This window comes from Stenotrophomonas sp. YJH_SMC_48-3, assembly GCF_059369375.1.
This window is the reverse complement of the sequence record NZ_JCAFSQ010000002.1, coordinates 24225-50274: the sequence shown is the minus strand read 5'-3', so window position 1 is coordinate 50274 and position 26050 is coordinate 24225. Positions and strand designations below refer to the sequence as shown.

The following is a 26050-nucleotide window of genomic DNA, read 5'->3' as shown; positions in this document are numbered from 1 at the left end:
TCGACGATTGAACAAGGAGCAGCCGAGCATGGGCTCTGCTCTACAACGGACCACGCGGGAAACTGTCAGAGGCGAGGCGGTGCCGGAATGCGGGGTGTCAGCCGCATGGATGCGGCTGCCAAGCCTCCATGGACGGATTTACGGCGTCCCCGCACTCCGGCACCGCCCCGCCAACCCACGGAAAGCAAGCTGTTGCTGTTGCGTCTGATGTTGCCGGCCAGCGGCCGGCACTACCGCGGGTGCAAGGCGCAGCCCTGCCGATACCGCCTAAAGCACTGGCACGTCGTACGCGGTGCCGGAATCCGGTTCGGGCTGCAGGGTGTAATGCCACCACTCCTGCGGATAGTTGACGAAGCCACGGCGCGCCATCGCCTGCACCAGCTGCTGGCGGTTCGCCTGCTGCACAGTGCTCAGCCCGCTCGTCTGCGTATGCGCACGTGGCCCGAAGAAGTCGAAGTCAGTGCCCATGTCCAACGGCGCACATGCACCGCTGCGGCAATCCAGCAGGCCCAGATCCACCGTGGCACCGCGGCTGTGGCCGGAGCGCTCGGCGATGTAGCCGTCAGCCAGCAGGCGTGGCTTGTCCAGATCCGGGTACTGCTGCGCCTTGCGCGAGAGCTCGCGCGGATCGTTCACCCAGGCCATGAACGCCTGCACTGAACGCACCGGCCGGTAGCAGTCGTAGAGGCGCAGGCCGAAGCCATCGGCGCGCAGGTCCTTTTCCACCTGTGCCAGTGCCTTTGCCACCGGCGCCAGCAGATAGCACGATGGCGCCTCGTAGCCGGGCACGCGCGCACCGGTGAAGTTGTTGGCACCCGCATAGCGGATATCGAGCTCGATGCGCGGCGACAAAGTGCGGATCTCCACCAGTCCGGCGCTGGCCGCGTCGGTGGCCGGTGAAACGCGCGGTGGCTCAGCGGCGCCGGCGGTCGCCGCCAGGGCAATCGCCAGTACGAGTGAAATGCAGGTCCTGGAAGTCATAGCTGAAGTCGATGTCCGGATCGATGGCGCGCAGGTCCAGTGTCGGTGCCGGGCCCTCGCCTGGCCGCAGCGACGCCTGTGCATCGTCACCCAGCGTATCCCAGCGCAGCAGCCAGCGCCCCTGCAGCTGCAGCACGGCCCCCTGCAGGCGGGGCGACTTGTCCACGCTGAAGCGCAGGCCGTCCTTGCCTGGGCACAGCGATGCGGGCCCCAGCCAGGGATCGCTGTAGCGTCCCTGCCAACGCGGCAGATCGGAAGCCGACGCCTGCCGCGCATCCGACATCGGCGGCCGCTGGTGCCCGGTTGCCGCTCGAGCGGCCTGGTCCGCCTTCAGTTCGGCCAGGTATTCCATCGCCGGGCGCGCATCATTGGGGGCGGTGAAGCGTTTCAGTGCGGCCTGCATCAATGCGGTGCGCGCATCCTCGCCTTCACCGTTGATCAGCATCACCACGCCCACCTTGCGGTCAGGCAACAGTGCCAGCGACGAGTACATGCCCGACAGGGTGCCGGTGTGCGCCACCTTCCACTGCCCATCCATGTCCGACACCCGCCAGCCATAGCCGTAGCCATAGAAATGCGCGTTGTCCCAACGCCGCTGGCGTTCACCCAGCGCCATCGGCATGTGCAGGGTCCACAGCGTACGGCGCTGCTCAGCGTCCAACCAGCCAGGTGCCAGGGCGGGATCGAGCAGCACCTGCATCCAGCGCGTCATGTCGCGCAGCGAACAACGGATGCCGCCGGCCGCCATCGACGGCAGGTCCGGGCTGATCGCTCCATCCGCGTTCACTACCGCGTTGCGATCACCGCGCCAGGCATGCGGCTGCGCCACGTTGCCCACGCGCTTCACCGACCACGCCCCCACCTGGCAGCGCGTCATGCCCAGTGGTTCGAACACCTGCTCGCGCATCAGCTGGTCGTACGGCTTGCCATCCGCTGCCGCCGCCACTTCCCCGGCCACCACGTACATCAGGTTGTCGTAGGCGTAGCGGCTGCGGAAGCTGCTGACCGGTTTCAGGTGCGCCAGCCCCGCGATGATGTCCGCACGGGTGAACGCGTTCGGTTCCGGCCACAGCATCAGGTCACCGGCGCCCAGGCCCAGGCCGCTGTTGTGGATCAGCAGGTCGCGCACCTGCATCTGCTCGCCCACCCACGCATCGTGCATGCGGAAGCCCGGCAGATATTGCTGCACCGGATCCTCCCAGCGCAGCTTGCCCTGCTGCACCAGCCGCGCCAGCAGCGCGGCGGTCATCGCCTTGCTGTTGGAGGCGATCTTGAACAGCGTGTCCTGGTCGATGCGGCCGCCGTCGCCACGCGCGCCTTCGGCGTGGCGATAGACCACCTGCCCGTTGTCGACCACCGCCATGGCCAGCCCGGGCAGGTGCTCGTGCTGGACCACGGCGGCGACGTCGGCATCGAGGGAGGCGATATCGGTCGGCGAAGCAGACGGTGCGGCCAGTGCCGCCGCGACGATCAGCAGGTGGTACATGCGCGCAGCCCCTCCATTGCCCGCGCCGTCACGGTGGGCGGCGCGGATCGTGGCCTCAGAAGTTCCAGGTCACCACCAGCTGTGTATAGCGAGGGGCCTGCCAGCGCGTCCCGGTGGCGAACGTCGCTTCGCGGTACTGGCCGGGCTGCGCTTCATAGCGCTGGTGCACGTTGATGGTCTTCTGGTTGTTGAACAGGTTGTACACAGACAGCCGTGCACTGAGATCGATGCCCTCCACCGGCAAACGCCAGGTCACGTTGGCGCCCATGGTCCAGGTCCACGGCAGGCGACCGAACGCACCGCGTGGGCTGTACTCGAACTGCCGCTGGTTGTACGGGCCGGAACAGTTGGCCACGCACAGCCAGCCGGTACCACCGCCGCTACCCTCGCTGGAAGTACTGCCACCGGCGATGGAATCGTTTGGCCACATCACGCCGTAGGCAGTGATCGGGCCACCGGACTGCACCTGCAGCGTGGTACCGAACGACCATTGCTTGTTCAGCGCGTAAGCGGCACGCAGCTTGAACTGGTGGCGGAAGTCGTTGAACAGCACGCCATAGCGCTCGTTGGTGGCCGGATGGTCCCAGAACTGGACCATGCCGGTGTCGCCGTAGTTGGTATCGGAATTCACCGGGCCTTCGAAATTGCCCTCGCTCTTCGACCACAGGTAGGACGCGTTGAACATCCACTTCTCGTCCCAGGCACGGTCGATCTGGAACTCCAGTGCCTTGTAGGTGCGCTTGGGCTTGGAGTAACCGATCACCTCGCCGCTGCCGCCCTTCCGATAGCCGCTGTTGGCGGTGTCAATGGTGATCCAGCCTTCGGTGGCGCAGCCGATGCTCTTGTCGCCCCAGATCGTCAGGCTCTCGCCCGGGTTGGCGATCGGCCACAGCGTGCTGGGGGTCGGGCCGCATGGGGTGTAATTGAGGCGGATGTCGTCCAGCGCACGGGTCATGCGTCGATAGGTGGCGTTGACGCCCCACGACCATGCCTGGTTGATCATGTTCTGGAAGCCCAGGATGTACTCGTCCTGGTAGACCGCCTTGAGGTCGCGATCCACACTCTGGCGCAGGTCGGCACCGCCGGTGTTCATGCGGGTGTCGGTCGGCCCGATCTGCTGGCCGACGACCGGTGCCATGTACGGTGAGCCGGTCGGCGAGGTTTTCCGCTCCCAGCCATTGAGCACGTAGTAGCTGTACTCGTCGGTCAGGCCACCTGCGAAATTCACGTTGATGTTGTTGGTGACAGGCAGGTAGTAGCGGCCGGCGTTGCCGAACAGCTTGGTGCTGCCATCACCGCGCATGTCCCACGAGAAGCCGACGCGAGGTGCGATCAGGTCATCCATCTTGATGAACGCCTTGCCGGCGGCGGTACGGTTCTCGAAACGGTCCCAGCGCACGCCCAGGTTCAGCATCAGGTTCGGGGTGATGTTCCAGATGTCTTCCACGTACAGCGCATTGGCTTCGGTCTCGAACGTGCCGCCCGACTTGCGGTTGCGCGCACGCAGCATTTCGGTAACGCCAGCCGGTACGTAGGCATTGGCACCGTCCCAGACTTCATCGCCGGGGCGCGCCACGTAGGCGGTGTAGCTCAGTTCGGTCGGGCCGGGGTAGCGGGTGGACTGCTTTGTGGTCATCAGCTCACGGTCGACACCGAAGCGCAGCAGGTGGTCACCCAGCTGCCATTCGAAGTCCAGTCGCGCCACGTCACGGGTATCGTCACGCTCGGCCACTGCCGTGCCCGTGGGGTGGCAGCCTGCGCGCAGGCCCTGCAGCTTGCCCAGGCGCGGGCCGTAGGTACTGTCGGTGAACACGGGGCTGCAGGCCTGATCCAGCGATGAATTGGTGAACGCACGCTGGTTGTTCTGGCCGACCATGGCGCGCGCGGTGAAGTTCTGTCCGAAGTGGCCGGTGTAGGTGGCCGACCAGTTGCGGCCGCCGGTCTCGGTGACCGAATCGCCGCCCCAGGCGCCGAGCTGGTCGGCGTTCCAGTTGTAACCGTACGACGCATTGGTGACATCGCCCTCATCCGAGAACGCCAGCAGCGCCAGGCTGTGGTTGTCGTTGATGTTCCAGTCCAGCTTGGTGCCCCAGAAGCCGTTGCCGGAATCGTTCTTGAACCAGGTACTGCCATCGGACGAGGTGTTGTGTCCCTTGTCGCTGCGGTCTTCGTACATCGCGAACAGGAACAGCTTGTCCTTGACGATCGGGCCGGAGCCCCACACGTTGGTCTTCAGGAAGGAGTTGTTGTCGCGGCTGCCGTAGGAATGCGGGGTGCCGTCGCGGTGGAAATGATCGCCGCCACTGGCGCGCCACGCACTGGGCTCGGCGGTGACTTCAACACCGCCCTCGAATTCGTTGCTGCCCGAACGGGTCACCGCATTGATCACGCCACCGGTGGAGCGGCCGAACTCGACCGAGTAGCCACCGGTCTTGACCTGGAACTCCTTGAAGAAGGCGAACGGCGCGGTGCTGAAGCCGCGACGGGTATACATGTCGGTGACATTCAGGCCATTGATGAAGACCGCATTCTCGGCCACCGATGAACCAGCGAATGACAGGCCGCCGAATGACGAGTTGCCGCCGACCACGCCCGGCGCCATCAGCGCGACCGCAGACAGGTCCTGCGCCACCGGCAGCCGCGAGATCTCTTGGCGGTTGATGTTGAAGGATGTCTCGGTGGAGTAGACATCCACGCGGTTGACCACGCGGGTGCCGACCACCTGCAGTGCATCGAGATTGGTGACGCCGCCGCCACTGGCCAGGTTGACCGTGGTGGTACCGCCTACTGCCACACTGACACCAATCTGATCGCCCAGCTTCTGGCCATCGCGGCTGAGCTGCAACTGGTAGTCACCTACCGGCAGCTGGCCGAGGCGGTAGCTGCCGTCGGCGCCGACGGTGACGGTACGGGTCAGACCCGTACTGTTGCTGACCACGGTCACCTGGTCGCCCGCGGTTGCACGGCCGGCAACTGCGCCGCTCACGTTCTGTGCCATCGCGATGCCGGGCAGCACTACGCCCAGACACGCCCCAAGGGCGACGCACAACGCCGCCCGCTTGATGCTGTAAGCCTTCATCCCCTGCTCTCTCCTGCAAGAATTGAATGGTGTGGAATGCGGTGTGTCGCGCTAGCGTTGCCTGGCTGGCAGTACCCGCCACTGGAAGTCGTAGCTCCATTGGTCGAAGTACAGGTTGCCGCCTGCCCACTCGGCCTCGCCGCGCTGCGAGTCGACCGTTTCCGAGCGGAAGTGCTGCTTGGCCGGCACGAAGGGCTGGCCGAAATCGTCGTTGAAGGCGATGCGGTAGCCGTCGAGGCCACCCAGGTAGAAATCGCGCAGTGCAGGCACATCGCTGGCAAGCGCGCCGGTGGTCACGTCCATCGGCAGCCAGCCATACGGCGCCAGGTAGACCTGCCCCCAGTCATGCAGGTTGTTGTAGCCGCTGCCATCGCCGGAGAACACCATGCCCGACTGCCAGCGCGCGGGAATGCCGTTCATGCGCAGCAGCGCGATCAGCAGCAGGGTCTGTTGGCCGCAGTCGGCATGGCCGGCATGCAGCGCGTAATCGCTGATGTTGCTGAGCGTGGAGTATTCGCGCGCACCGGCCCAGGGAATGCGATCCACGGCAGCAAACAGCTTGCGCAGCACTTCATACGGACGTGTCTCGCCCTGCAGTACCTGGTCGGAGAACAGCTTCAGCGCCGGGGTGAAGCGCACATGCGGCAGCTGCTCGGCCAGATAGGGCTTCAAGGCCGGATCAGCCGGGGTTGGCTGTACCTTGGCCGGGTCGATCGCGGTATGCCGGGCGAGGATCGTGACCGCGTAGCGGATCTCGAAGCGCGTCGGCTGCCCAGCCACTGCCTTGGCTTCCAGGTACGCGGTGCGCTGCAGGGTACTGGCCGGTGCCACCCGCGCCTTGCCCGGGGTGCTGCCCAGCCACTGCACCTGTTCCTGCTGCCCGGGGATCTCGCGCGGGTACGGAATCCACGCGCGGATCGTTTCACCGGCGGGCACCACATCGGATTTCACCGTGAGCGACTGGGTGAATTCGTAGCGCTGCGGCAGTACCGACGCCTGGCCACTCTGTTCGGCCGCGGCAACCACGCCTGCGTGGTGGGCGTTGAGCACTTCGTTGGGGCCCGGAGGCGGCATCGGTGCATCCGTGCGGCGGCGCGCGCGTGCTTCGTCGCTGAGCAGGAACAGGTTCGACGGTGCGCGCTTGAAGTACCAACGCTCGCCATCGGTATCGAGATGCTCGATCAGGCCGAGTTGGTCCCAGCGCGCAAATTCCTCGTCGGTCAGATCGGGAATCCAGCGGCGCACGGCCGCCTTGGCCGCGGCCTCGTCGAGGGAAAAATCCAGGCGGATGCGGCGCATGCGCTCGCGCTGGAAGGTCCCCTCGGTGGTATCGCCTGCCGTTGCCAGCAGCGCTTCGGCATCGCTGAAGCGACCGCTGTCGATCAGATCGATCACCTGCGTCTGGCGCGCCCGCTGCTGGCTGCTATGCCCATCCGTCGCCTGCGTGGCCGACACCCACAGCAGCAACACGGCACCCAGGCCGGCGGCGGCAGTCAGACGCGGTTTGCGAACGGCAGGATCCACAGCGACACTTCCCCAGCGCGGGTGGTAATGGCTGTGTAACACGGGCCGGGATGCCGGTCAATAATTTATTCTTGCTTTCCATGCCGAAAGGAATAAATATTCCAACAGGCATTCGAGGAGGGTGTGCACCGCATGAGCCTGGCTTTCCGCGAACGGCACCGGCATTGGCCGCGCCGCTTGACCCTGGCCCTGTGCCTGCTGGCCGCTCCGGCCTTTGCACAGGCGGCCCCACCGCCCGACCCGGGTGCGCCGCTGCCCTATGTGATCGGCCTGCACGAGGCCTATCTGACCCCGCAGTACTGGGCCGCGCGCCTGGACAACGCCGATGCGCCGATTCTGGATCGCGCGCAGATCGAAGCACAGAACGCGCGGATGCGGGCGCAGGACAGCCACATCCAGGACATCGCCGCACTGCCCGCCCAGCTTGATGCGGCGACGGTTCGCGCCAGCATCACCGCGCTGTCGAGCTGGCCCACCCGCGCCCTCTACAACGACAAGGGCCAGGCGATCGCACCCGCGCTGCGCAGCGCGATCGAAGCCAACCTCGGCCTCGATGCGATTCCCGTCCAGGTGGCACCGGCCTACGGGCTGGTGGTGAAGCGCGCGGCACTGCGTACCTTCCCCACCCGCGAGCGGGTCTTCAGCACTGCCGGTGACACCGACATCGACCGCTTCCAGGAATCGGCACTGTTCCCCGGCGACAAGGTGACCGTGGTCCATCGCAGTACCGATGGCCATTGGCTGTTCGTGCACAGCGAGCGCTACAGCGCGTGGATCGAAGCCGACGCCATCGCCGGCGGCGACAAGGCCACGGTGCTCGGTTATGGCGCGAAGGGACCGTACCGGATCGTCACCGGCGCCACCGCACAGACCGCCTATACCCCGGAGGAGCCGCGCGTATCGCGCCTGCAGCTGGACATGGGCGTGCGCCTGCCGGTGCTGGCCGACTGGCCCGCTTCAGAACCGGTGAACGGCCAGCAGGCGCACGCCTCGTGGGTGGTGCAGTTGCCGGTGCGCGAAGCCGATGGCCGCCTGAAGCTGGTGCCAGCGCTGCTGCCGCGCTCGCAGGACACCGCCGCCGACTACCTGCCACTGACCCCGCGCCTGCTGCTGCAGCAGGCCTTCAAGTTCCTCGGCGAGCGCTACGGTTGGGGCCACGACTACGACACGCGCGACTGCAGCGGTTTCGTTTCCGAGATCTACCGCAGCTTCGGCGTGCTGCTGCCGCGCAATACCAGTGCACAGGCGGTCAGCCCGGCACTGGATCGCCTGCCGTTCACCGACAAGGTCGGCAAGGCCGCGCGCGACCGTGCGGTCACCGACCTGAAGGTCGGCGACCTGGTCTACATCCCCGGCCACGTGATGATGGCCATCGGCCACGTCGACGGCCGCACCTGGGTGATCCACGATACGGCGGGCGGCAGCTGGTTCGGTGCCGACGGCACGCGCGTGCAGGCCCATCTCAATGGTGTTTCGGTCACGCCGCTGGAGCCGATGATGGCCAGCGACACCGTCCGCTACATCGACCGCATCACCAACATCCAGCGCCTGCGGGCCAAGACTCCCGAATGAAGATCACCGCCATCGAACTGGGCATGCTGCGCGTGCCGTTGAAGACACCGTTCAAGACCGCGCTGCGCACGGTGGAAACCGTGGAAGACGTGGTGGTGCTGATCCGCACCGACAGCGGCAACACCGGCTATGGTGAAGCCCCGGCCACCGCCGTGATCACCGGCGATACGCACGGCTCGATCATCGAGGCGATCCGCCACTTCATCGCCCCGCGCCTGATCGGCCAGGACGTGGTCAACCTCAACCACCTGTGCACGCTGGTGCAGACCGCGATGGAGCGCAACACCAGCGCCAAGGCCGCGGTGGAGATCGCCCTGTACGACCTGTGGGCGCAGCTGCACGGTGCGCCGCTGTACCAGATGCTCGGCGGCGGCGACCCGGTGATCACGACTGACATCACCATCAGCGTGGACTACATCGACAAGATGGTGGCCGATTCGTTGTCGGCGATCGAACGCGGCTTCGAGTCGCTGAAGATCAAGGTCGGCAAGGACATCGGGCTGGACATCGAACGGGTCAAGGCGATCCATGCCGCCGTGGAAGGCCGCGCCCTGCTGCGCCTGGATGCCAACCAGGGCTGGACCGCCAAGCAGGCGGTGCATGCGATGCGCACGCTGGAGGAAGCCGGCGTGGTACTGGAGCTGCTGGAGCAGCCGGTGAAGGCCGCGGACATCAGTGGCCTGAAGTACGTCACCGACCGCGTCAACACGCCGGTGATGGCCGACGAAAGCGTGTTCAGCCCCAGCCAGGTGATGGACCTGATCCAGCAGCGCGCGGCCGACATCATCAACATCAAGCTGATGAAGACCGGCGGCCTGTCCAACGCTATCCGCATCGCCGACATCGCCGGCATCTACGGCGTGCCGTGCATGATCGGCTGCATGATCGAGTCGAGCATCAGCGTGGCCGCAGCCGTGCACCTGGCCGTGGCCAAGAGTGATGTGATCACCAAGGTTGACCTCGACGGTCCCTCGCTGGGCCAGTTCGACCCGGTCAGCGGCGGCGTGCATTTCAACGAATCGGAGATCAGCATCAGCGACGTGCCGGGGTTGGGCATCACCGAAGTGCGTGGGCTGGAGATGCTGGGGTGATTTCTGCCTTGCGGCTGACGTTGCGTGCCACTGGCGCTGGGTCGCGCGTTACTTTTCTTTTCGCGAAAAGAAAAGTAACCAGAAGAAACGCTCCGCCGGCCGCGAGCCGGTGCTACGCACCGGTTCCCTGCGCTCCTCGGCCCGTCGAGGGACGGCGCGGGAACTCGCTACGCTCAGACACCCGCGCCTCTTCGCCCTCGCCGGACCTGCGGTGCCCGGCTCGCTTGAAGGCGGACTCAACGTCAAAAGCAACAACTGCGCTCCGTAACCTCTTCGAGGCTGGAACCCGCTCGACCCATTCCATGACACGCTCTACGCTGCCAGCCGCAACGCGCCCACACATGCCCGGACACCCCGCATGCCGCCCCTGCTGAAGATCCGCACCGAGCGCGGGCAGATGTCGGCCATCGAGCGCCGCATCGCCGACTTCATCCTCGACAACGCCCACCTGCTGCGCGACTACTCGTCACAGCAGCTGGCCAGTGCGCTCGGCATCAGCCAGTCCAGCGTGGTGAAGTTCAGCCAGAAGCTCGGCTTCAAGGGCTACCCGGACCTGAAGTACTCCATCGGCCAGGACGTCGCCCGCGCCGGTGCCGATCCGCAGCAGGCGCCCGACGAACCCGACAGCGGCGATGACTACCTGCGCCTGGGCGAGGCGCTGCGCCGCAGCAAGGCGCAGGCCGAGGAGGAAACACGCCAGGCCAATCCACGCGCGGAGATCGAGCGCATCGTGCAGCTGCTCGACGGTGCGCCCAAGCTGTTCGTGTACGGCCTGGGAGACGACGGCCTGTTCGCCCGCGAGTTTGCCATGCGGCTGTCGCTGCTCGGGCTGCTGGTGGTACCCCATACCGACCCGATCCTGATGCTGGCCAACCTGTCGGCCGCGCGCCCGGGCGATGCGCTGCTGGTGTTCTCCGAATTCGGCAACCTGCCGCAGCTATCGCAGCTGTCGCGCCAGTTCCAGGACATGGGTGGCAAGATGATTTCCATCACCCGCCATACCGCCAACCCGCTGCGCGCGCATGCTGACGCAGCGCTGGTGGTGTGCGCGCACGATCGCACGCCGCAGGTCGCGCAGCTGCTGTACCGTAGCGCCATGCACGCCCTGCTCGATTTCCTGTTCGTGCTGCTCTGCCACACCAATCCGGATCGCCAGCAGCAGCTGGCGGTGAACCTGGAGCGGATCGACCACCTGCTGGATTCCTGACCGGAGCACCTGTTGATGAAATCGCTGGTCCGTCTCGCTACCGCTGCACTGCTGCTTGCCGCGGCGGTCTCCGTCCACGCCGCGCCGCTGGATGGTGCGCGCCAGCTGATCGTGGTTACCAGCGATGGCTGGGACAGCACCGAGGGCCAGCTGCAGGCCTATGTGCGCGATGGCAAGGGCTGGCACGCGCATGGACAGGCGTTCCCGGTGGCGCTCGGCCGCACTGGCAGTGCCTGGGGCCTGGGCCTGCACCCGGCGCAGGCCGACGGCCCGCAGAAGCAGGAAGGCGATGGCCGCAGCCCTGCGGGCGTGTTCGCGCTCGGCAGTGCGTTCGGCTATGCCGTCACCCGCCCGGGTACCGCCATGCCCTACCAGCCGATGCTGGACAGCAGCTACTGCATGGACGTACCCGGTTCACCGTTCTACAACCGCATCGTTGATGAAAAGAAGGTCGGCAATGCAGCGGTCAAGGGCTCCACCGAGCCGATGCGGCTGGATCTGCACAACAAGGGCGACGTGCGCTACCGGGAGGGCTTCGTGATCGCCCACAACCCGGACAACCAGCCCGGCAAGGGCAGCTGCATCTTCGCCCACCTGTGGCGCCAGCCCGGCGAGGCCACCGCCGGCTGCACGGCCATGCCACAAGCGCGCATGCAGGCGCTGCTGGACTGGCTGCGGCCGCAGGATACGCCGCGTTTCGTGCTGCTGCCGCGCGCGGAGTACAAGCGCCTGCAGGCGCAGTGGCAACTGCCCGCGCTGGCCGGAGACGTCCGTTGAGCACGCAGGACGAACCGCAGCTGCAACGCGCGGTCAGCCGCTGGCAGATCGTCGGCCTGTCGATCAACGATGTGATCGGCAGCGGCATCTACCTGCTGCCGGCCGCCACCGTCGCCCTGCTCGGCCCCTTCAGCCTGTGGGGCGTGGTCGCCGCCGGCATCGTCGTGGCCTTGCTGGTGCTGTGCTATGCGCAGGCCGCCAGCTACTTCGATGAACCCGGCGGCAGCTACCTGTATGCACGCGAGGCGTTCGGGCGCTTCGCCGGTTTCGAGATCGGCTGGATGATCTGGCTGACCCGCATCAGCTCGGCGGCCGCACTCAGCAACGCGCTGGCCGATGCCGTCGCGCGTTTCTGGCCGTGGGCCGGTGCCGGCATGGGGCGCATCGCGGTGATCGTGGTGTCGCTGGGCTTCCTGACCGGCGTCAACATCATCGGCGTGCGCTCGGCCGCGCGTACCGGCGTGGTGCTGGTGATCGGCAAGATGCTGCCGCTGCTGCTGTTCGTGGCCATCGGTGCGTTCTACATCGACCCGCAGCTGGCCTTCTCCGGCCAGCGCCCGGACCCGAACGACCTGCAACGGATGGGCGAGGCCGCCTTGCTGCTGCTGTACGCCTATGCCGGCTTCGAGAACATCCCGGCCGCCGCCGGCGAGTACCGCAATCCGCGCCGCGATATTCCGTTCGCGCTGATCACCATGATCATCACCGTCACCGTCATCTACGGCGCGGTGCAGGTGGTGGCACAGGGCACGCTGGCCGGCCTGGCCAGCTCGGCCACGCCGCTGGCCGATGCCGCTGCCGGCTTCGGAGGCGAAGCACTGGCGCTGATCCTGACGGTCGGCGCCACCATCTCCATCCTCGGCACCAACAGCAACACGATGATGATGGGCCCTCGCTTCCTGTTCGCACTGGCCCGCGATGGCTATGGGCCGAAGATCCTGGCGCAGGTGCATCCGCGCTTCCACACGCCGGCCGCGTCGATCCTGTGCCAAGGCCTGATCGCGCTGGGCCTGGCCCTGTCCGGTTCGTTCGTGCAGCTGGCCCTGCTGTCGATGACCACGCGCCTGTTCGCCTACATCGGAACGGCCGCTGCGGTACTGGTGCTGGCCAAGCGCTATGCGGACCGGCCGGGCGCACTGAAACTGCCGGGTGGCCCGCTGATTCCGGTACTGGCGCTGCTGCTGTGCCTGGCCCTGTTCGCCAGTGCCAGCTGGCAGAACATCGCTGCTGCGCTGGTGGCGTTCGCCATCGGCGCGGTGATCTACAAGCTGCCGCGCAAGGATGCCGACGCCGGATGACCGGTAGCGCCGGGCCATGCCCGGCGGATTGATCTGGTTATCACGCTGCCGGACCGGGCCGTTAACCGCCACGCAGGCACGATCAGGCTTCGTCCACAACGGAGCCTTCCATGACCGAGTACCAGATTCCCGGCCGCGTACCGGACGACAGCACGCCGCGCGACGCGGTCAGCAACTATTGGCGCGAACGCTACACGGCCGAGCCGTACTACGACGACCAGTTGTTCTTCGAGGACTACGAGCCTGCCTACCGCATCGGCCACGCCGCGCGTGCGCAGGACATGATCCGCGCCTACGAGCAGGTCGAAGCCGAGCTGGAATCGCGCTGGGCCAATGAACGTGGCCGCAGCCGGCTGGAATGGGCGCAGGCACGCAATGCCGTGCGCCGTGGCTGGGACGAAGCGCACCTGGCGGACCCGCTGTTGAAGCGATAGCGCCATGCTTCTGTAGAGCCGGGCCTACGCTCGGCTCTCGCACCACGCCTGTAACGTCGAGCCATGCTCGACTGAGCCGAGCATGGCTCGGCTCTACACCGGATCGATCACTCCTGTTCCGGCAGCGGCGGCACGATCGCGCGGTGCTTGCTCCCGCCACCACCGGCGGCGATCAGGTCGCGGGTGTTCTTCTGCACGGCCACCGCGCCGAACAGCGACAGTGCATACGCCATGCCGTAGAAGCCCTTCTCGCTCGATGCCAGCGTGGCATTCCACAGGCCAACCAGCAGCAGCATCAGCGCCGACAGCAACGCGAACCAGCACAGCGCGTAGTACAGGCCACTCACCGGAATGCCTTCGACGCGGTCGCGCACGCTCTTCTGCAGCGACACCGCCGCGAACAGGCCGAACAGCAGCAGGGTCAGGTAGTAGCCCTTCTCGTTGAGCGCCATCGTGGCGTTGAACAGGCCGATCAGGTAGGCCGCCGCACCCAGCAGCAGGGCCACCCATGAGGCGGCGATGAAGGCGGTGGAGGGCTTGTGGGGCATGGCAGTGTTCATTGCAGGTCCTTGGCAGGCAGACGGGCACGCTTTGCCCGGGCGTGCCCACCCTAGACGATCCCGCCGCGCTCGCACAGGGGTCGCAGGACCTTCGGGCCACGACGCTCACGGCGCCAGTGGTATACAAGGGACAGCCCGGCCATCCGCATCCCCGCACTGGAGATACCCATGACCCGCACGCCCCTGCTGCTCGCCCTCGGCCTGGTGCCGATCCTTGCCACCTCCGCCTGCAATGCCGCCGACCCGGCCGCCAACGGCGCCCAGACCGCAGCGCCTGCAGCCTCCACCACTGCCGACCAGCGCCCGTTCACCGCCACCGAAATCAGCCGGTTCGACCAGCCCTGGGCGATGACCTTCCTGCCCGACGGCAGCCTGCTGGTCACCGAAAAGCGCGGCAAGCTGCAGCACCTGGATCCGGCCAGCGGCCAGAAGCATGAGATCACCGGCGTTCCGAAGGTCGCTTACGGCGGCCAGGGCGGCTTCGGTGACGTGATCCTGCACCCGCAATTCGCGAGTAATCACGTGATCTACCTCAGCTACGCCGAGGAAGGCACGCTGGACACCCGCGGTGCTGCCGTGGCCCGGGCCACGCTGGCAATGGATGCCAACGGCGGTGGCCAGCTGAAGGACCTGAAGGTGATCTGGCGGCAGAGCCCCAAGGTCAGCGGCGAGGGCCACTACGGGCATCGCCTCGCGTTCGGCCCCGACGGCAAGCTGTGGATCAGTTCCAGCGAGCGCCAGAAGTTCGATCCGGCCCAGGACATGGGCGGCAACCTCGGCAAGATCATCCGTCTCAACGACGATGGCAGCCTGCCCGCCGACAACCCGTTCGCCTCACAGGGCGGCGTTGCCGCGCAGGTGTGGTCGCTGGGCCACCGCAACATCCTTGGCATGGCCTTCGACGCCAACGGCAAGCTGTGGGCACACGAGATGGGCCCGGCCGGCGGCGACGAACTGAACCTGATCGTGCGCGGCGCCAACTACGGCTACCCGATCGTTTCCAATGGTGACCATTACGACGGCCGGCCGATTCCCGACCACGACACGCGCCCGGAATTCGCCGCGCCGAAGGTGACCTGGACGCCGGTGATCTCGCCGGCCGGCTTCGTGATCTACAGCGGCAACCTGTTCCCGCAGTGGAAGGGCAGCGGCTTCATCGGTGGCCTGTCGTCGACCTCGCTGGTGCGTGTGGCCTTTGACGGCGACGGCGCGCGCGAAGCTGAGCGCTTCAACATGGGCGAGCGCATCCGCGAAGTGGAACAGGGTCCGGATGGCGCCCTGTGGCTGCTGGAAGACGGCAGCAAGGCGCGCCTGCTGAAGCTCACCCCGAAGACCTGATGCCCCGGTACTGCCGGCCGCTGGCCGGCACCTGGATCCTTCCGGCATCCGGCGGTTGCCGGCCAGCGGCCGGCACTACCCTGCCAAACGGCCCCGCACGCGGGGCCGTCTGCGTTTACTGGATGGTGATGACCTTCACCTCGGTCTTCGTGCAGGCCTGGTCCAGGCACTGGCCGCTCAACCACACCTGGCCGCTGCCGATCATCACGCCCTGCTGGTTGACGAACACCTTGCCGAAGTCCTGCTCGGACACCGCCTTGACCACCTCCGGGGTGATGATCTTCTCGTAGTTGCGCTGGAACTCTCCGGGGCCGGAGATCTTCTTTCCGCCGCTGATGTTCAACGGGAATCGCACTTCCTCGACCACCGCAGCGCGATCCCCGCCAACCACGGCGGTCTTGAACGCATTGAAGACCTTCTCGAACTGCGCGGCATCCCCAAGCAGCGACTCGATGCGCGCACGCGCATCCTCGGCGGGCGCCTCGGCTGCCGGTGCGGGCGGTGCTAAGTCGGCGGGTCCAGCAGCCGGCGCTGTCGGTTCAGCGGCAGGCGTCGCTGCCGCGCTGGCCTCCATCGGCGGCGGCGCATCCGCCGCAGGCTCGGCCGGCGGTGCCGCCGGCTGCGAACAGGCGGCCAGCATCAGGGCGGGAATCAGGTAGGCCATCCGGCGCATGCGCGCACTCCATCGAAACAGGAGGCCCGATGGTAGCGCCGCCACAGTGACGGCAACAAAAAGGGGACGGAGGGATTAAGTCGTTTGTGCCACTAACGACTTAATCCCCTCCGTCCCCTTTTTCTTCAATCAGGCCTTCAGCAGTTCGAACTGCACCGCTTCGCCAGCCGCCGAGGACGCGCACACCCACAGGTCGAACAGGCCCGGCTCGGCACGCAGCACGCCGTCGCGGCCGGTGAAGGCCAGCTGCTCGCGGGTCAGGGTGAACACCACGTCGGTCGACTCGCCCGGCTGCAGTGCCACCTTGCGGAAGTCCTTCAGTTCGCGCACCGGACGCACGCGGCTGGCCACACGGTCGTGGATGTACAGCTGCACGACTTCCTCGCCAGCAACGCTGCCGGTGTTGGTCAGCGTGGTGGTGATGGTCAGGGTGTCGTCCCAGCCGAGCTGTGCAGTGCTCAGCTGCGGCACGCCGTAGGCGAAGGTGGTGTAGCCGATGCCATGGCCGAACGGGTACAGCGGTTCGTTCGGAATCTCGCGCCAGCGGGCCTTGAACTCCGACATCGTCGGCAGTTCCGGGCGACCGGTGCGCGGGTGGTTGTAGAAGTACGGCTGCTGGCCGGACACCTGCGGGAAGCTGACCGGCAGGCGGCCGGACGGGCTGTAGTCGCCGAACAGCACATCGGCCACGGCATGGCCGGTCTGCGTGCCCAGGTACCAGGTCACCGCCACAGCCTGTGCATTGCGCACCGCGCCCTGCAGCGCCAGCGCGCGACCATTGCGCAGCAGCACCACCAGCGGCTTGCCGGTCATCGCCACGGCCTCGGCCAGCGCCTGCTGTGCCGGCGGCAGGGTGATCTCCACGCGCGACTGTGCTTCGCCGCTGTAGCGCTGCGGTTCGCCCAGCGCCAACACCACCACATCGGCGCGCAGCGCGGCAGCCACCGCCGCTTCGGTACCGCCCGGAATGGCCGCTTCCAGTTCGCAGCCCGGCACGATTTCCAGCATCGCTTCGTCGCCGATGGCGGCACGCACGCCGGTCTCCAGGTCCACGTAACGCTGCTTGTCGCCGAACAGCGTCCAGCAGCCTTCGATGTTCTCGCGGTCCTGCACGAACGGGCCGATCAGCGCGATCTTCTGCCCGGTCTTCTGCAACGGCAGCACGTTGTCGCGGTTGTTCAGCAGCACGATCGAACGCCGCGCGGCGTCGCGCGACAGTTCGTCATGCGCGTCGAGGTACGAGGTATCGGCTTCGCGTGCCGGGTCAAGCGAACGGTACGGGTCGTCGAACAGGCCGATGGTTTCCTTCAGCCACAGGATGCGCCGCACGCCCTCATCCAGCACCGCCATGGGCACCTCGCCGCTCTCGACCAGGCCCGGCAGGTGCTCGGCGTAGAAGCCGCTCTGCATGCTCAGGTCCAGGCCGGCGGTGAACGCCTTGGCGGTGGCATCGCGATCGTCGGCGGCATAGCCGTGGGCGACCAGCTCCATGTCGGCGGTGTAGTCGGAGATCACCACGCCCGGGAACTTCCATTCGCCGCGCAGGATGTCGGTCAGCAGTTCAGCGTTGGCACTGGCCGGCACACCGTTGATGTCATTGAACGAGGACATCACGGTGATCGCGCCGGCGTCGAAGGCGGCCTTGAACGGTGGCAGGTGCACGTCGCGCAGGGTCTGCGGCGAGATGTCCACCATGTTGTATTCCATGCCGGCCATCACCGCGCCGTAGGCGGCGAAGTGCTTCGGCGTGGCCAGCAGCGAATCGGCGGCGCGCAGGTCGCTGCCCTGGAAGCCGCGCACGCGGGCGGCGGCGAACGCACAGCCCAGCACCACGTCCTCACCGGCCCCTTCGGCGCCACGGCCCCAGCGCTGGTCACGGGCGATATCCACGGCCGGGGCGTAGGTCCAGTGCAGGCCAGCGGCCGTGGCCTCGATGGCGGTGGCGCGCGCGGTGCGCTCGGCCAGGTCCGGCTCGAAGCTGGCGGCCTCGCCCAGCGGAATCGGGAACACGGTGCGCATGCCGTGGATGACGTCGGCGGCCAGGATCACCGGGATGCCCAGGCGGCTCTCCTCGGTGGCGACCTGCTGGATGCGACGGCCCAGCTCGGCGCCCACGCCATTGAACAGCGAGCCGACCTTGCCCTCGCGCACCTGCTGCAGCACCTGGTCGGCATTGCGCACGTTGGCTTCCGGGTTCACGTCCGGGGCGAACGGGCGGACCATGTCCGCGAAGACACCCAGCTGGCCGACCTTTTCCTCGACGGTCATCTGGGCAATGAGGGATTCGATGCGTTCGGAGGCCACCGGCAGTCCTTGATGAAAACGTTTACAAGCCCGGCATTCTAGCGATCCCGAGCCATTTGGCGAGAGGTTTCTTCATTCAGTTTCAGCCACCAGCGGGGTCCGTATGGCTCCGCCGGGGCCACCGCAGCTTACTCCGAGCCGGCCAACTGGCGCTGCCCGGCCATCAACATGGCGTCGCTGGACGCCTGGAACACGCGCAGCCCGAAGGCTGGCAGGATCGCCAGCAGGTGGTCGAAGATGTCCGACTGCACGGCCTCGTACTCGCCCCAGGCGGTGCTGCGGGTGAAGCAGTACAGCTCCAGCGGCAGGCCCTCGGTGGTCGGCTGCAGCTGCCGCACCAGCAGGGTCATGTCGGTATGGATGCCCGGATGGCTGCGCAGGTAGCGCTCCACATACGCGCGGAACGTGCCCAGGTTGGTCACCCGGCGGCTGTTGACCTCGGCCATGCCCTGCTCGCGCAGGCGCCCGTTCCACTGCCCCAGTTCCTGTTCCTTGTCGCGCAGGTAGTCGCGCAGCAGCGCGAATTCGCCGAGGAAGGCCAGGTCGCCCTCGTCCAGGAAGCCGACGCTGTGCTGGTCCAGGTACAGCGCGCGCTTGATCCGGCGGCCACCGGCTTCCTGCATGCCGCGCCAGTTCTTGAACGACTCGGTCACCAGCTTCTTGGTCGGGATGGTGGTGATGGTCTTGTCGAAGTTCTGCACGGTGATGGTGTGCAGCGCGATGTCGATGACGTCGCCGTCGGCGTTCTGGCTGGGCATCTCGATCCAGTCGCCGATGCGCACCCGGCCATCGCCGCTGATCTGCACGCTGGCCACCAGCGACAGGATGGTGTCCTGGAAGATCAGCATCAGCACCGCCGTGGCCGCGCCCAGGCCGGTGACCAGATAGCGCAGGTCGACGCCCGCCAGGGTGGCAACGATCGACAGGCCGGCGATCACGAAGAGGACGATCTTGGCGACCTGCAGGTAGCCCTTGATCGGCTTGTTGCGTGCCTCGGGGCGGCGCTCGTACAAATCGTTGGCCGCATCCAGCGCATGCGAGATGGCCAGCACCACGGTCAGGATCGCCCACGCCTGGCAGGCGCCGATGATGAAGCTGACCAGGCCCGGCGGCAGGTCCGGCACGATGCGGATGCCCGAGGCGATCACCTGGCTGGGCACCACGTTGGACAGGCGCGAGATCACCCGCATCAGGTGGCTGCCGCGGCCGGTGTCAGCGCCGGGGAGGCGGCTGAGCAGGCGCCGCAGGCCACGCAGCAGGATGCGCTTGGTCACCCAGTTGGCCAGGCCGGCCGCGATCAGCAGCGCCGAGATCATCAACGCCAGGTAGGCGCCGGGATAGGGTTCCAGTGTGTTCTGCAGCCGTTCCAGCCACTGTACCGCCACCACCGCATCCACCATCAGTTGTCTCCTGTCTGTTTCGTTGTTGCCAAGGTTGCTGGCCAGCGGCCGGCACTACCGGGGTTGTCGGCCAACGGCCGGCACGACCGGGTCAGTCCCGCGTGCGTTCGATGATCACGCCCACCGCACGCGCGCCGCGCACCGCGCCCGGCTTGCTCAGCTTCAGGCGCAGCCACTTCACGTCGAATTCGTCCAGCACGATCTGCGCGCAGCGCTCGGCCAGCGTCTCGACCAGGCCGAACTCCGACTCGCGCACGAACTGTTCCAGGCGCTTGCTCACCGCCTTGTAGTTCAGGGTGTGGGCGATGTCGTCCGTGGCCGCGGGGCGACGGTTGTCGAAGCCCATTTCCAGGTCGAACACCAGGTCCTGGCGGATCCGTCGTTCCCAATCGTAGATACCGATCAGGGCGTCGATCGTCAGCCCTTCGATGAAAACCTTGTCCATTGCGCTTACCGGCACGAATACAGGCGGCCATGGTAACGGCACGGCGGTGAGCCTGCCCGGAACGGGCGGTGGGCCACCGGCGTGGGGCGGCCCGGAAAAAACAAAGGGCCCTGCTAGCGGGGCCCTTTGGTACTACCGTTTGTCCCCAGGGGGAGCTGGAATCCAGCCGCGAGTCCCGGTGGCGCAGGCACGCAGATTAGGCAAGGACCAGATCGCCGGTCAAGGCCAAATCCGACAGGACAGGTCAGGTATTCGTCCGAGGCAAAACGCAGAAAATCAGCCGCGCGGACAAGGACGTTCCCTGATGGTCGCCGCCGCCCACTCTCGCGAACATCGATCCCTTCTTCACCACCGCACATGACGATGGCTCCATACGATGTACTGCGGCGCGCGTTGTCAGCGGAGCGTCTGTCTACTTACGAGAGAATCGCATCGACCTGCGGCCCCGACGTCACAGCCGAATCCCTCTACCTCTGGAACATGCGGCTGTGCAGTGCACTGATGATGCCGGTCCATCTGTGCGAGGTGGTCACCCGCAACGCCGCGGCAATGGTTCTTGTTCGGCAGCACGGTCCACGTTGGCCCTGGAATGATGCCTTCAGACGCAGGCTGCCAACTTCGTCCAGTACTTCTCCACGCACGGCACTGGAACAACTTGCCAGTCGCGCAAGCGATACACCTGAAATCGTCGCCAACCTGCCTATGGTGTTCTGGCAGCAGCTATTCACATGTCGCTTCGATTCCACGCTGTGGATACCGGCACTCAGCGGAGTCCTGCGCCATGCGCCTTGCGCCCACCCCAGTGTCATCCGGAAAGCCATCCACGCGGATATTGGCCGCATCCGCCACCTGCGCAACCGCATCGCCCATCACGAGCCCATCCTCGAGCGCGACCTCGGTGCCGACCTGGCCGCGATCGGGCGGCTGATCCATGCCCGCTGCCCACACACCCTGGGCTGGCTGCAGCGCCATGAGCGGGCGACAACCGTGCTGGCGGCGTCGCCGTTGGCAGTGCATCGGTAATGCGTCCGCCGGGCATGGCCCGACGCTATCGGTTCACACCGCCGGCAGGGTCGCCATGTCCCAGCGCGGGGTCACATCCACCTTCGGCGGGCTGTGCTGGCCAGCCTGCAGCCGCAGCGCGCCAGCGAAGGCGATCATCGCGCCGTTGTCGGTGCACAGTGCAGGCCGCGGGAAGCAGGCGCGGCCGCCGAGGCGCTCGGCCATCTGCTGCAGGCGGGCGCGCAGGCGCTTGTTGGCACCTACACCGCCGGCAACCACGATCACGTTCGTCCCGGCCGCTTCCAGCGCGCGCTCGCACTTGATCGACAGGGTCTCGACCACCGCGTCCTCAAAGCCCCGGGCAATATCGGCGCGGGTCTGCTCGCTCTGGTCGCTGTCTCGCCAGGCCATCAGGACCTGGGTCTTCAGGCCGGAGAAGCTGAAATCCAGCCCCGGGCGGTCGGTCATCGGCCGCGCGAAGCGGTACGCGCCCGGCGTGCCCTGCTCGGCCAGCCTGGCCAGCTGCGGGCCGCCCGGGTACGGCAGGCCCATCAGCTTGGCGGTCTTGTCGAAGGCCTCGCCAGCCGCATCGTCCAGGGTTTCGCCCAGCAGCCGGTACTGGCCGATCGCATCCACCGCCACCAGCTGGGTATGGCCACCGGACACCAGCAGCGCAACGAACGGGGCCTGCGGCGGGTCGTCTTCCATCAGCGGTGCCAGCAGGTGCCCTTCCATATGGTGTACGCCGACGGCCGGGACCTCCAGCGCCCAGGCCAGTGATCGGGCCACGCCCGCACCCACCAGCAGCGCGCCGACCAGGCCGGGACCGGCCGTATAGGCGACGCCATCGATATCGCCTACACCCAGACCGGCGTCGGCCAGGGTCTGGCGCACCAGCGGCAGCAGCTTGCGGACGTGGTCGCGGCTGGCCAGCTCGGGCACCACGCCACCGTATTCGGCGTGCAGGGCGATCTGGCTGTAGACCGCATGGGCGCGCAGGGCTGCGCTGCCGGCCAGGTCGGTGTCATACACCGCCACGCCGGTCTCATCACAGGAAGATTCGATGCCAAGGACTCGCATGCCTGCTATTATGACGCCCCTGCCGTCCCCTCGGGGAGCGCGCAGATCTCACTGCTTTCGAACCGCCGGCCCGTATTCAGGGTTGGCCGCTTGCAGTTTGTCGATTCGCCGCTATAATGTGCGGCTCGCCGGGCGTGACCCGGTTCTACTGTGTCCCGGAGATTCCATGCCCAGCGTCAAAGTCCGCGAGAACGAGCCCTTCGAGTTTGCTCTTCGCCGCTTCAAGCGCACTTGCGAAAAGGCCGGTGTGCTGGCCGAAACCCGCAAGCGCGAGTTCTACGAAAAGCCGACCCAGGAGCGCAAGCGCAAGGCCGCCGCTGCTGTGAAGCGTCAGCTGCGCCGCTCGTCGCGCGACGTCACCAAGCGTCAGCGCCTGTACTGATCGGACGCATCTTCATTGCGGCGGGCCTGCCCGTTGCGATGGAGCCGAAGCCGGCACGCGCGAGCGTCGCCGGCTTTTTGCGTTTCCGGGTTCGGGCATCCGCCCCGCCCCACCTACCACCACGAGGTTCCTCATGAGCATGAAGCAGCAGCTCACCGAAGACATGAAGGCCGCCATGAAGGCGGGCGAGAAGCACAAGCTGGGCGTGATCCGCCTGATCAATGCCGCCATCAAGCAGCGCGAAGTGGACGAGCGCATCGAGCTGGACGACACCGCCGTGATCGCCGTGCTCGACAAGATGGTCAAGCAGCGCAAGGACTCGGTCAGCCAGTACGAAGCCGCCAACCGCGAAGACCTCGCCGAGATCGAGCGCGCCGAGATCGTGGTCATCGAAGCCTACCTGCCGGCCAAGATGGGCGAAGCCGAGATCGTGGCCGCCATCCAGGCCGCCATCACCGAGACCGGCGCCTCCGGCCCGGCCGACATGGGCAAGCTGATGGGCGCCCTGAAGCCCAAGCTCGCTGGCCAGGCCGACATGGGCCTGGTGTCCAAGCTGGTCAAGCAGCAGCTGGCGTAATCCGGCAACGGGGTCGGATCCCTTTCGCAACGCGAAAGGGCTCTGACCCCAATTGATGTACCCGTTTCACCGCACCTTCGTCGGTCGCCTGCTACAACCGCACACATGGTTGAACCCGAGCCCAACGTTCCCGTGTCCCTGCACAAGTACCTCAAGCGCCTGCAGGACAGCTTTCCGATGGCGGTGGCCAAGCGCTTCATCGACGTCGACGTGCTGACCCAGGCAGCCTCCGTCTCGTTCTACGCCCTGCTGTCGATGGCACCGCTGCTGGTGCTGCTGCTGTGGTTGACCGCTTCGCTGTACCCGCCGGCACAGCAGGCGCTGGTCGACCAGATCAGCTCGGTGGCCGGCAGCAGTGCTGCGATCGTGGCCGAGACCGTCCTGAAGAACGCCGACAACCAGCCCGACGTCGGCTCGTTGGCAGGGCTGTGGAGCACGCTGCTGCTGTTCGTGGGCGCCACCGCCGTGTTCGCGCAGCTGCAGAACGCACTGAACCTCATCTTCCGCACCAGCGGCGAGCGCCTGGAGGGCCTCAAGGCCTGGCTGCGCAAGCGCGTGTTCTCGTTCGGCGTGGTGCTGGCCCTGGGCTTCCTGCTGATCCTGTCGATGACTGCCACCACGGTACTGCAGGTGGCCTTCGCGCAACTGCCCTCGATCCTCCCCGCGCTGGGTTACGTCACCAGCCTGCTGCTGTACGCGGTGGGGTTCGCTTTCATGTACCACTACCTGCCCGACCGCCGCGTGGCGTGGCGCCAGGCCTTCATCGGCGGTGCCATCACCTCGGCGTTGTTCGCACTGGGCCGCTATGGCATCGGCGTCTACATCGCCACCGTGGCCCCCGGCAGTGCCTACGGCTCGATGGGTGCGCTGGTGATCTCGCTGGTCTGGATCTACTACGCCACCGTCGTGTTCTTCGTTGGCGCCCTGATGACGGCGGTGATCGATGAGCGCCTGCGCGCGCGCCATCACCTGGCCGCAGCCGGCATCGATCCGGCAACCGCCAGCCAGGTGCCCGACAGGGGGTAAACTAGGCCGACCGCCCCCGGTTCCGTCGCGTGGTCCTGCACCGCGCCCTGCCCTGTTGCCCATGGCCCGTATCCCCGACGCTTTCATCGACGACCTGCTCGCCCGCACCGACATCGTCGAGGTGGTGGGCAGCCGCGTGCCGTTGAAGCGCCAGGGCAAGGAGTACGCCGCGCGCTGCCCGTTCCATGACGAGCGCTCGGCCTCGTTCACGGTCTCGCCCACCAAGCAGTTCTATCACTGCTTCGGCTGCGGCGCGCACGGCACCGCGATCAGCTTCCTGATGAACTACGACCGCCTCGAGTTCCTCGACGCGGTGGATGAGCTGGCCAAGCGTGCCGGCATGGAAGTACCGCGCAACGAAAACCCGCGCAGCCCCCAGCAGCAGGACGACAGCCGCGAGCTGTACTCGGCGCTGGACGCCGCCACCAAGTTCTTCCAGAAGAATCTGGAAGGCAGCGAGAAGGCACGCGCGTATCTGGAAAGCCGTGGCGTGGACGAAGCGAACCGCGCGCGCTTCCAGATCGGCTACGCACCGGATGGCTACAGCGGCCTGCGCGATGCGCTGGGCAAGGACGAGCGCCGCATGAAGCTGCTCGACCGCGCCGGCCTGTTCTCCAAGAATGATCGCGGCCACGTCTACGACAAGTTCCGCGACCGGGTGATGTTCCCGATCTTCGACCGTCGTGGCCGGGTGATCGCCTTCGGCGGGCGCGTGTTCGAGAAGGACGACGGCCCCAAGTACCTCAACTCGCCCGAAACCGCGCTCTTCCACAAGGGCCGCGAACTGTACGGCCTGTGGCAGGTGCGCCAGGCCAACCAGAAGATCGAGCGGTTGATCGTGGTCGAGGGCTACATGGACGTGGTCTCGCTGTTCCAGTTCGGGGTCACCCAGGCGGTGGCCACGCTGGGTACGGCGACCACGCCGGACCACGCCGAGCTGCTGTTCCGCAACGCACCGGACGTGTTCTTCTGCTTCGACGGCGATGCCGCCGGCCGCCGCGCCGGCTGGAAGGCTCTGGAGTCGGTGCTGCCGCGCATGAAGGATGGCCGCCAGGCCTTCTTCCTGTTCCTGCCCGATGGCGAAGACCCCGACACCATCGTGCGCAAGGAAGGCGCCGAGGCCTTCAACGAGCGCCTGAAGCAGGCCACGCCGCTGTCGCAGTTCTTCTTCGATGAACTGACCCGCGAGATCAACCTGGGCACGCTGGACGGCAAGGCGCGCCTGGCCGAACGCGCAAAGCCGATGCTGGCGCAGATTCCCGACGGTGCCTTCGGCGACCTGATGAAGCAGCAGCTGGCGCAGCTGACCGGGCTCGGCGGCAACGCCCCGTCTGTGCGCGCACCGATGCCGCAACGCCAGCCACAGCGGGCGATCCAGCCGGTGGCCAGGCGCAGCCTGGTGCGAGGCGCGATCGCTGTGCTGCTGCAGCAGCCCTCACTGGCGCTGACCCTGGGCGGCCAGCACCACTTCCAGGGCCTTCGCCTGCCCGGTGTGGAACTGCTGCTGGAACTGCTGGGGCTGGTCGAACAGCGCCCGGACATCAGCACCGGCGCCCTGCTGGAACACTTCGACGGCCGCGAGGAACAGGCGTCGCTGCATACGCTGGCCGCTCAGACGCTGCCCGGCACCGAGGCCAGCTGGACCCAGGAACTGCACGATGCTGTGGCCCAGTTGGAGAAACAGCTGCTGGTGCAACGCCTGGAGGAGTTGTTGGCAAAGCAGCGCCAGCAGGGCCTGGATGATACTGACAAGTACGAACTGCGCGAGCTGCTGAAGGCGCGCGCCGGGCTGCGCCTGTAGCGGCAGAACGTTT

Annotated in this window: 22 protein-coding genes; 12 read left to right on the top strand and 10 right to left on the bottom strand. The window is 66.8% G+C overall.

Going from position 1 to position 26050, the window contains the following annotated elements; translation table 11 throughout:
- Positions 1 to 267: 267 nt before the first annotated feature.
- Genes AC5P65_RS03135 through AC5P65_RS03120 form a run of 4 tightly spaced genes read right to left on the bottom strand, consistent with a single transcriptional unit; the run spans position 268 to position 7070 of the window.
- Complete coding sequence (locus AC5P65_RS03135; protein ID WP_021202953.1) at positions 268 to 981, bottom strand: M15 family metallopeptidase; 714 nt, start codon at positions 979 to 981, stop codon at positions 268 to 270.
- Positions 914 to 2467 carry a serine hydrolase domain-containing protein gene (locus AC5P65_RS03130; RefSeq protein WP_495215419.1) on the bottom strand — a complete coding sequence of 518 codons (1554 nt, stop codon included), beginning with the start codon at positions 2465 to 2467 and terminating at the stop codon, positions 914 to 916. Before AC5P65_RS03130 ends, AC5P65_RS03135 begins: the two co-directional genes overlap by 68 nt.
- Positions 2468 to 2522: 55 nt before the next feature.
- Entirely contained in the window at positions 2523 to 5546 is a 3024-nt protein-coding gene (locus AC5P65_RS03125; RefSeq protein ID WP_197575889.1) for a TonB-dependent receptor domain-containing protein, read from the bottom strand.
- 51 nt (positions 5547 to 5597) lie between these two features.
- A complete protein-coding gene (locus AC5P65_RS03120) occupies positions 5598 to 7070 on the bottom strand; it encodes a transglutaminase-like domain-containing protein (RefSeq protein WP_197597674.1) in 1473 nt (490 codons plus the stop codon).
- A gap of 132 nt (positions 7071 to 7202) precedes the next feature.
- Here AC5P65_RS03120 and AC5P65_RS03115 point away from each other — a divergent pair, with 132 nt between their 5' ends.
- The 6 genes from AC5P65_RS03115 to AC5P65_RS03090 all read left to right on the top strand — a co-directional run bounded on the left by AC5P65_RS03115 (position 7203) and on the right by AC5P65_RS03090 (position 13449).
- Positions 7203 to 8642 (top strand): SH3 domain-containing protein, encoded by a 1440-nt coding sequence (locus AC5P65_RS03115; RefSeq protein WP_495215418.1) that lies wholly within the window; start codon positions 7203 to 7205, stop codon positions 8640 to 8642.
- The gene (locus AC5P65_RS03110; RefSeq protein WP_005415027.1) at positions 8639 to 9733 is read left to right on the top strand and encodes a dipeptide epimerase; all 1095 of its coding nucleotides are present in this window, start codon (positions 8639 to 8641) and stop codon (positions 9731 to 9733) included. The genes AC5P65_RS03115 and AC5P65_RS03110 overlap by 4 nt, the downstream gene beginning before the upstream one ends.
- A 358-nt stretch (positions 9734 to 10091) precedes the next feature.
- Positions 10092 to 10940 (top strand): MurR/RpiR family transcriptional regulator, encoded by an 849-nt coding sequence (locus tag AC5P65_RS03105; RefSeq protein WP_019662204.1) that lies wholly within the window; start codon positions 10092 to 10094, stop codon positions 10938 to 10940.
- Positions 10941 to 10955: 15 nt separating this feature from the next.
- On the top strand, positions 10956 to 11717 hold the full coding sequence (locus tag AC5P65_RS03100) for a L,D-transpeptidase family protein (protein WP_188249979.1): 762 nt from the start codon (positions 10956 to 10958) through the stop codon (positions 11715 to 11717).
- The gene (locus AC5P65_RS03095; RefSeq protein WP_021202946.1) at positions 11714 to 13015 is read left to right on the top strand and encodes an APC family permease; all 1302 of its coding nucleotides are present in this window, start codon (positions 11714 to 11716) and stop codon (positions 13013 to 13015) included. The genes AC5P65_RS03100 and AC5P65_RS03095 overlap by 4 nt, the downstream gene beginning before the upstream one ends.
- 110 nt (positions 13016 to 13125) lie before the next feature.
- Complete coding sequence (locus AC5P65_RS03090) at positions 13126 to 13449, top strand: hypothetical protein (RefSeq protein ID WP_069139911.1); 324 nt, start codon at positions 13126 to 13128, stop codon at positions 13447 to 13449.
- A gap of 107 nt (positions 13450 to 13556) precedes the next feature.
- Here the strand turns inward: AC5P65_RS03090 and yiaA are convergent, their stop codons facing one another.
- Complete coding sequence (gene yiaA, locus AC5P65_RS03085) at positions 13557 to 14009, bottom strand: inner membrane protein YiaA (RefSeq protein ID WP_111102247.1); 453 nt, start codon at positions 14007 to 14009, stop codon at positions 13557 to 13559.
- 168 nt (positions 14010 to 14177) lie between these two features.
- Here yiaA and AC5P65_RS03080 point away from each other — a divergent pair, with 168 nt between their 5' ends.
- Positions 14178 to 15347 carry a PQQ-dependent sugar dehydrogenase gene (locus tag AC5P65_RS03080; RefSeq protein ID WP_111102246.1) on the top strand — a complete coding sequence of 390 codons (1170 nt, stop codon included), beginning with the start codon at positions 14178 to 14180 and terminating at the stop codon, positions 15345 to 15347.
- 115 nt (positions 15348 to 15462) lie between these two features.
- On the opposite strand, the gene AC5P65_RS03075 is transcribed toward AC5P65_RS03080, so the two are convergent.
- From AC5P65_RS03075 to folB, 4 genes are all read right to left on the bottom strand, one after another.
- Complete coding sequence (locus tag AC5P65_RS03075; RefSeq protein ID WP_111102245.1) at positions 15463 to 16020, bottom strand: hypothetical protein; 558 nt, start codon at positions 16018 to 16020, stop codon at positions 15463 to 15465.
- A gap of 129 nt (positions 16021 to 16149) precedes the next feature.
- The gene (locus AC5P65_RS03070) at positions 16150 to 18324 is read right to left on the bottom strand and encodes a glycoside hydrolase family 3 N-terminal domain-containing protein (RefSeq protein WP_111098415.1); all 2175 of its coding nucleotides are present in this window, start codon (positions 18322 to 18324) and stop codon (positions 16150 to 16152) included.
- A gap of 128 nt (positions 18325 to 18452) precedes the next feature.
- Entirely contained in the window at positions 18453 to 19724 is a 1272-nt protein-coding gene (locus AC5P65_RS03065; RefSeq protein ID WP_021202941.1) for a mechanosensitive ion channel family protein, read from the bottom strand.
- A gap of 91 nt (positions 19725 to 19815) precedes the next feature.
- Entirely contained in the window at positions 19816 to 20169 is a 354-nt protein-coding gene (folB, locus tag AC5P65_RS03060) for a dihydroneopterin aldolase (RefSeq protein ID WP_005407807.1), read from the bottom strand.
- Between the two features lie 357 nt (positions 20170 to 20526).
- Here folB and AC5P65_RS03055 point away from each other — a divergent pair, with 357 nt between their 5' ends.
- Entirely contained in the window at positions 20527 to 21192 is a 666-nt protein-coding gene (locus AC5P65_RS03055) for a hypothetical protein (RefSeq protein ID WP_206621594.1), read from the top strand.
- A gap of 33 nt (positions 21193 to 21225) precedes the next feature.
- On the opposite strand, the gene tsaD is transcribed toward AC5P65_RS03055, so the two are convergent.
- Complete coding sequence (tsaD, locus tag AC5P65_RS03050; RefSeq protein ID WP_058981476.1) at positions 21226 to 22251, bottom strand: tRNA (adenosine(37)-N6)-threonylcarbamoyltransferase complex transferase subunit TsaD; 1026 nt, start codon at positions 22249 to 22251, stop codon at positions 21226 to 21228.
- A gap of 166 nt (positions 22252 to 22417) precedes the next feature.
- On the opposite strand from tsaD, the gene rpsU reads away from it, so the two are divergent.
- From rpsU to dnaG, 4 genes are all read left to right on the top strand, one after another.
- Complete coding sequence (gene rpsU, locus AC5P65_RS03045) at positions 22418 to 22633, top strand: 30S ribosomal protein S21 (protein WP_002808376.1); 216 nt, start codon at positions 22418 to 22420, stop codon at positions 22631 to 22633.
- A 133-nt stretch (positions 22634 to 22766) separates the two neighbouring features.
- Entirely contained in the window at positions 22767 to 23210 is a 444-nt protein-coding gene (locus AC5P65_RS03040) for a GatB/YqeY domain-containing protein (RefSeq protein WP_021202938.1), read from the top strand.
- Positions 23211 to 23315: 105 nt separating this feature from the next.
- Positions 23316 to 24236, top strand: coding sequence for a YihY/virulence factor BrkB family protein (locus AC5P65_RS03035; protein WP_164144983.1), 921 nt, complete (start codon positions 23316 to 23318; stop codon positions 24234 to 24236).
- A 61-nt stretch (positions 24237 to 24297) separates the two neighbouring features.
- Positions 24298 to 26037 carry a DNA primase gene (gene dnaG / locus AC5P65_RS03030; protein WP_021202937.1) on the top strand — a complete coding sequence of 580 codons (1740 nt, stop codon included), beginning with the start codon at positions 24298 to 24300 and terminating at the stop codon, positions 26035 to 26037.
- Positions 26038 to 26050: the final 13 nt, after the last annotated feature.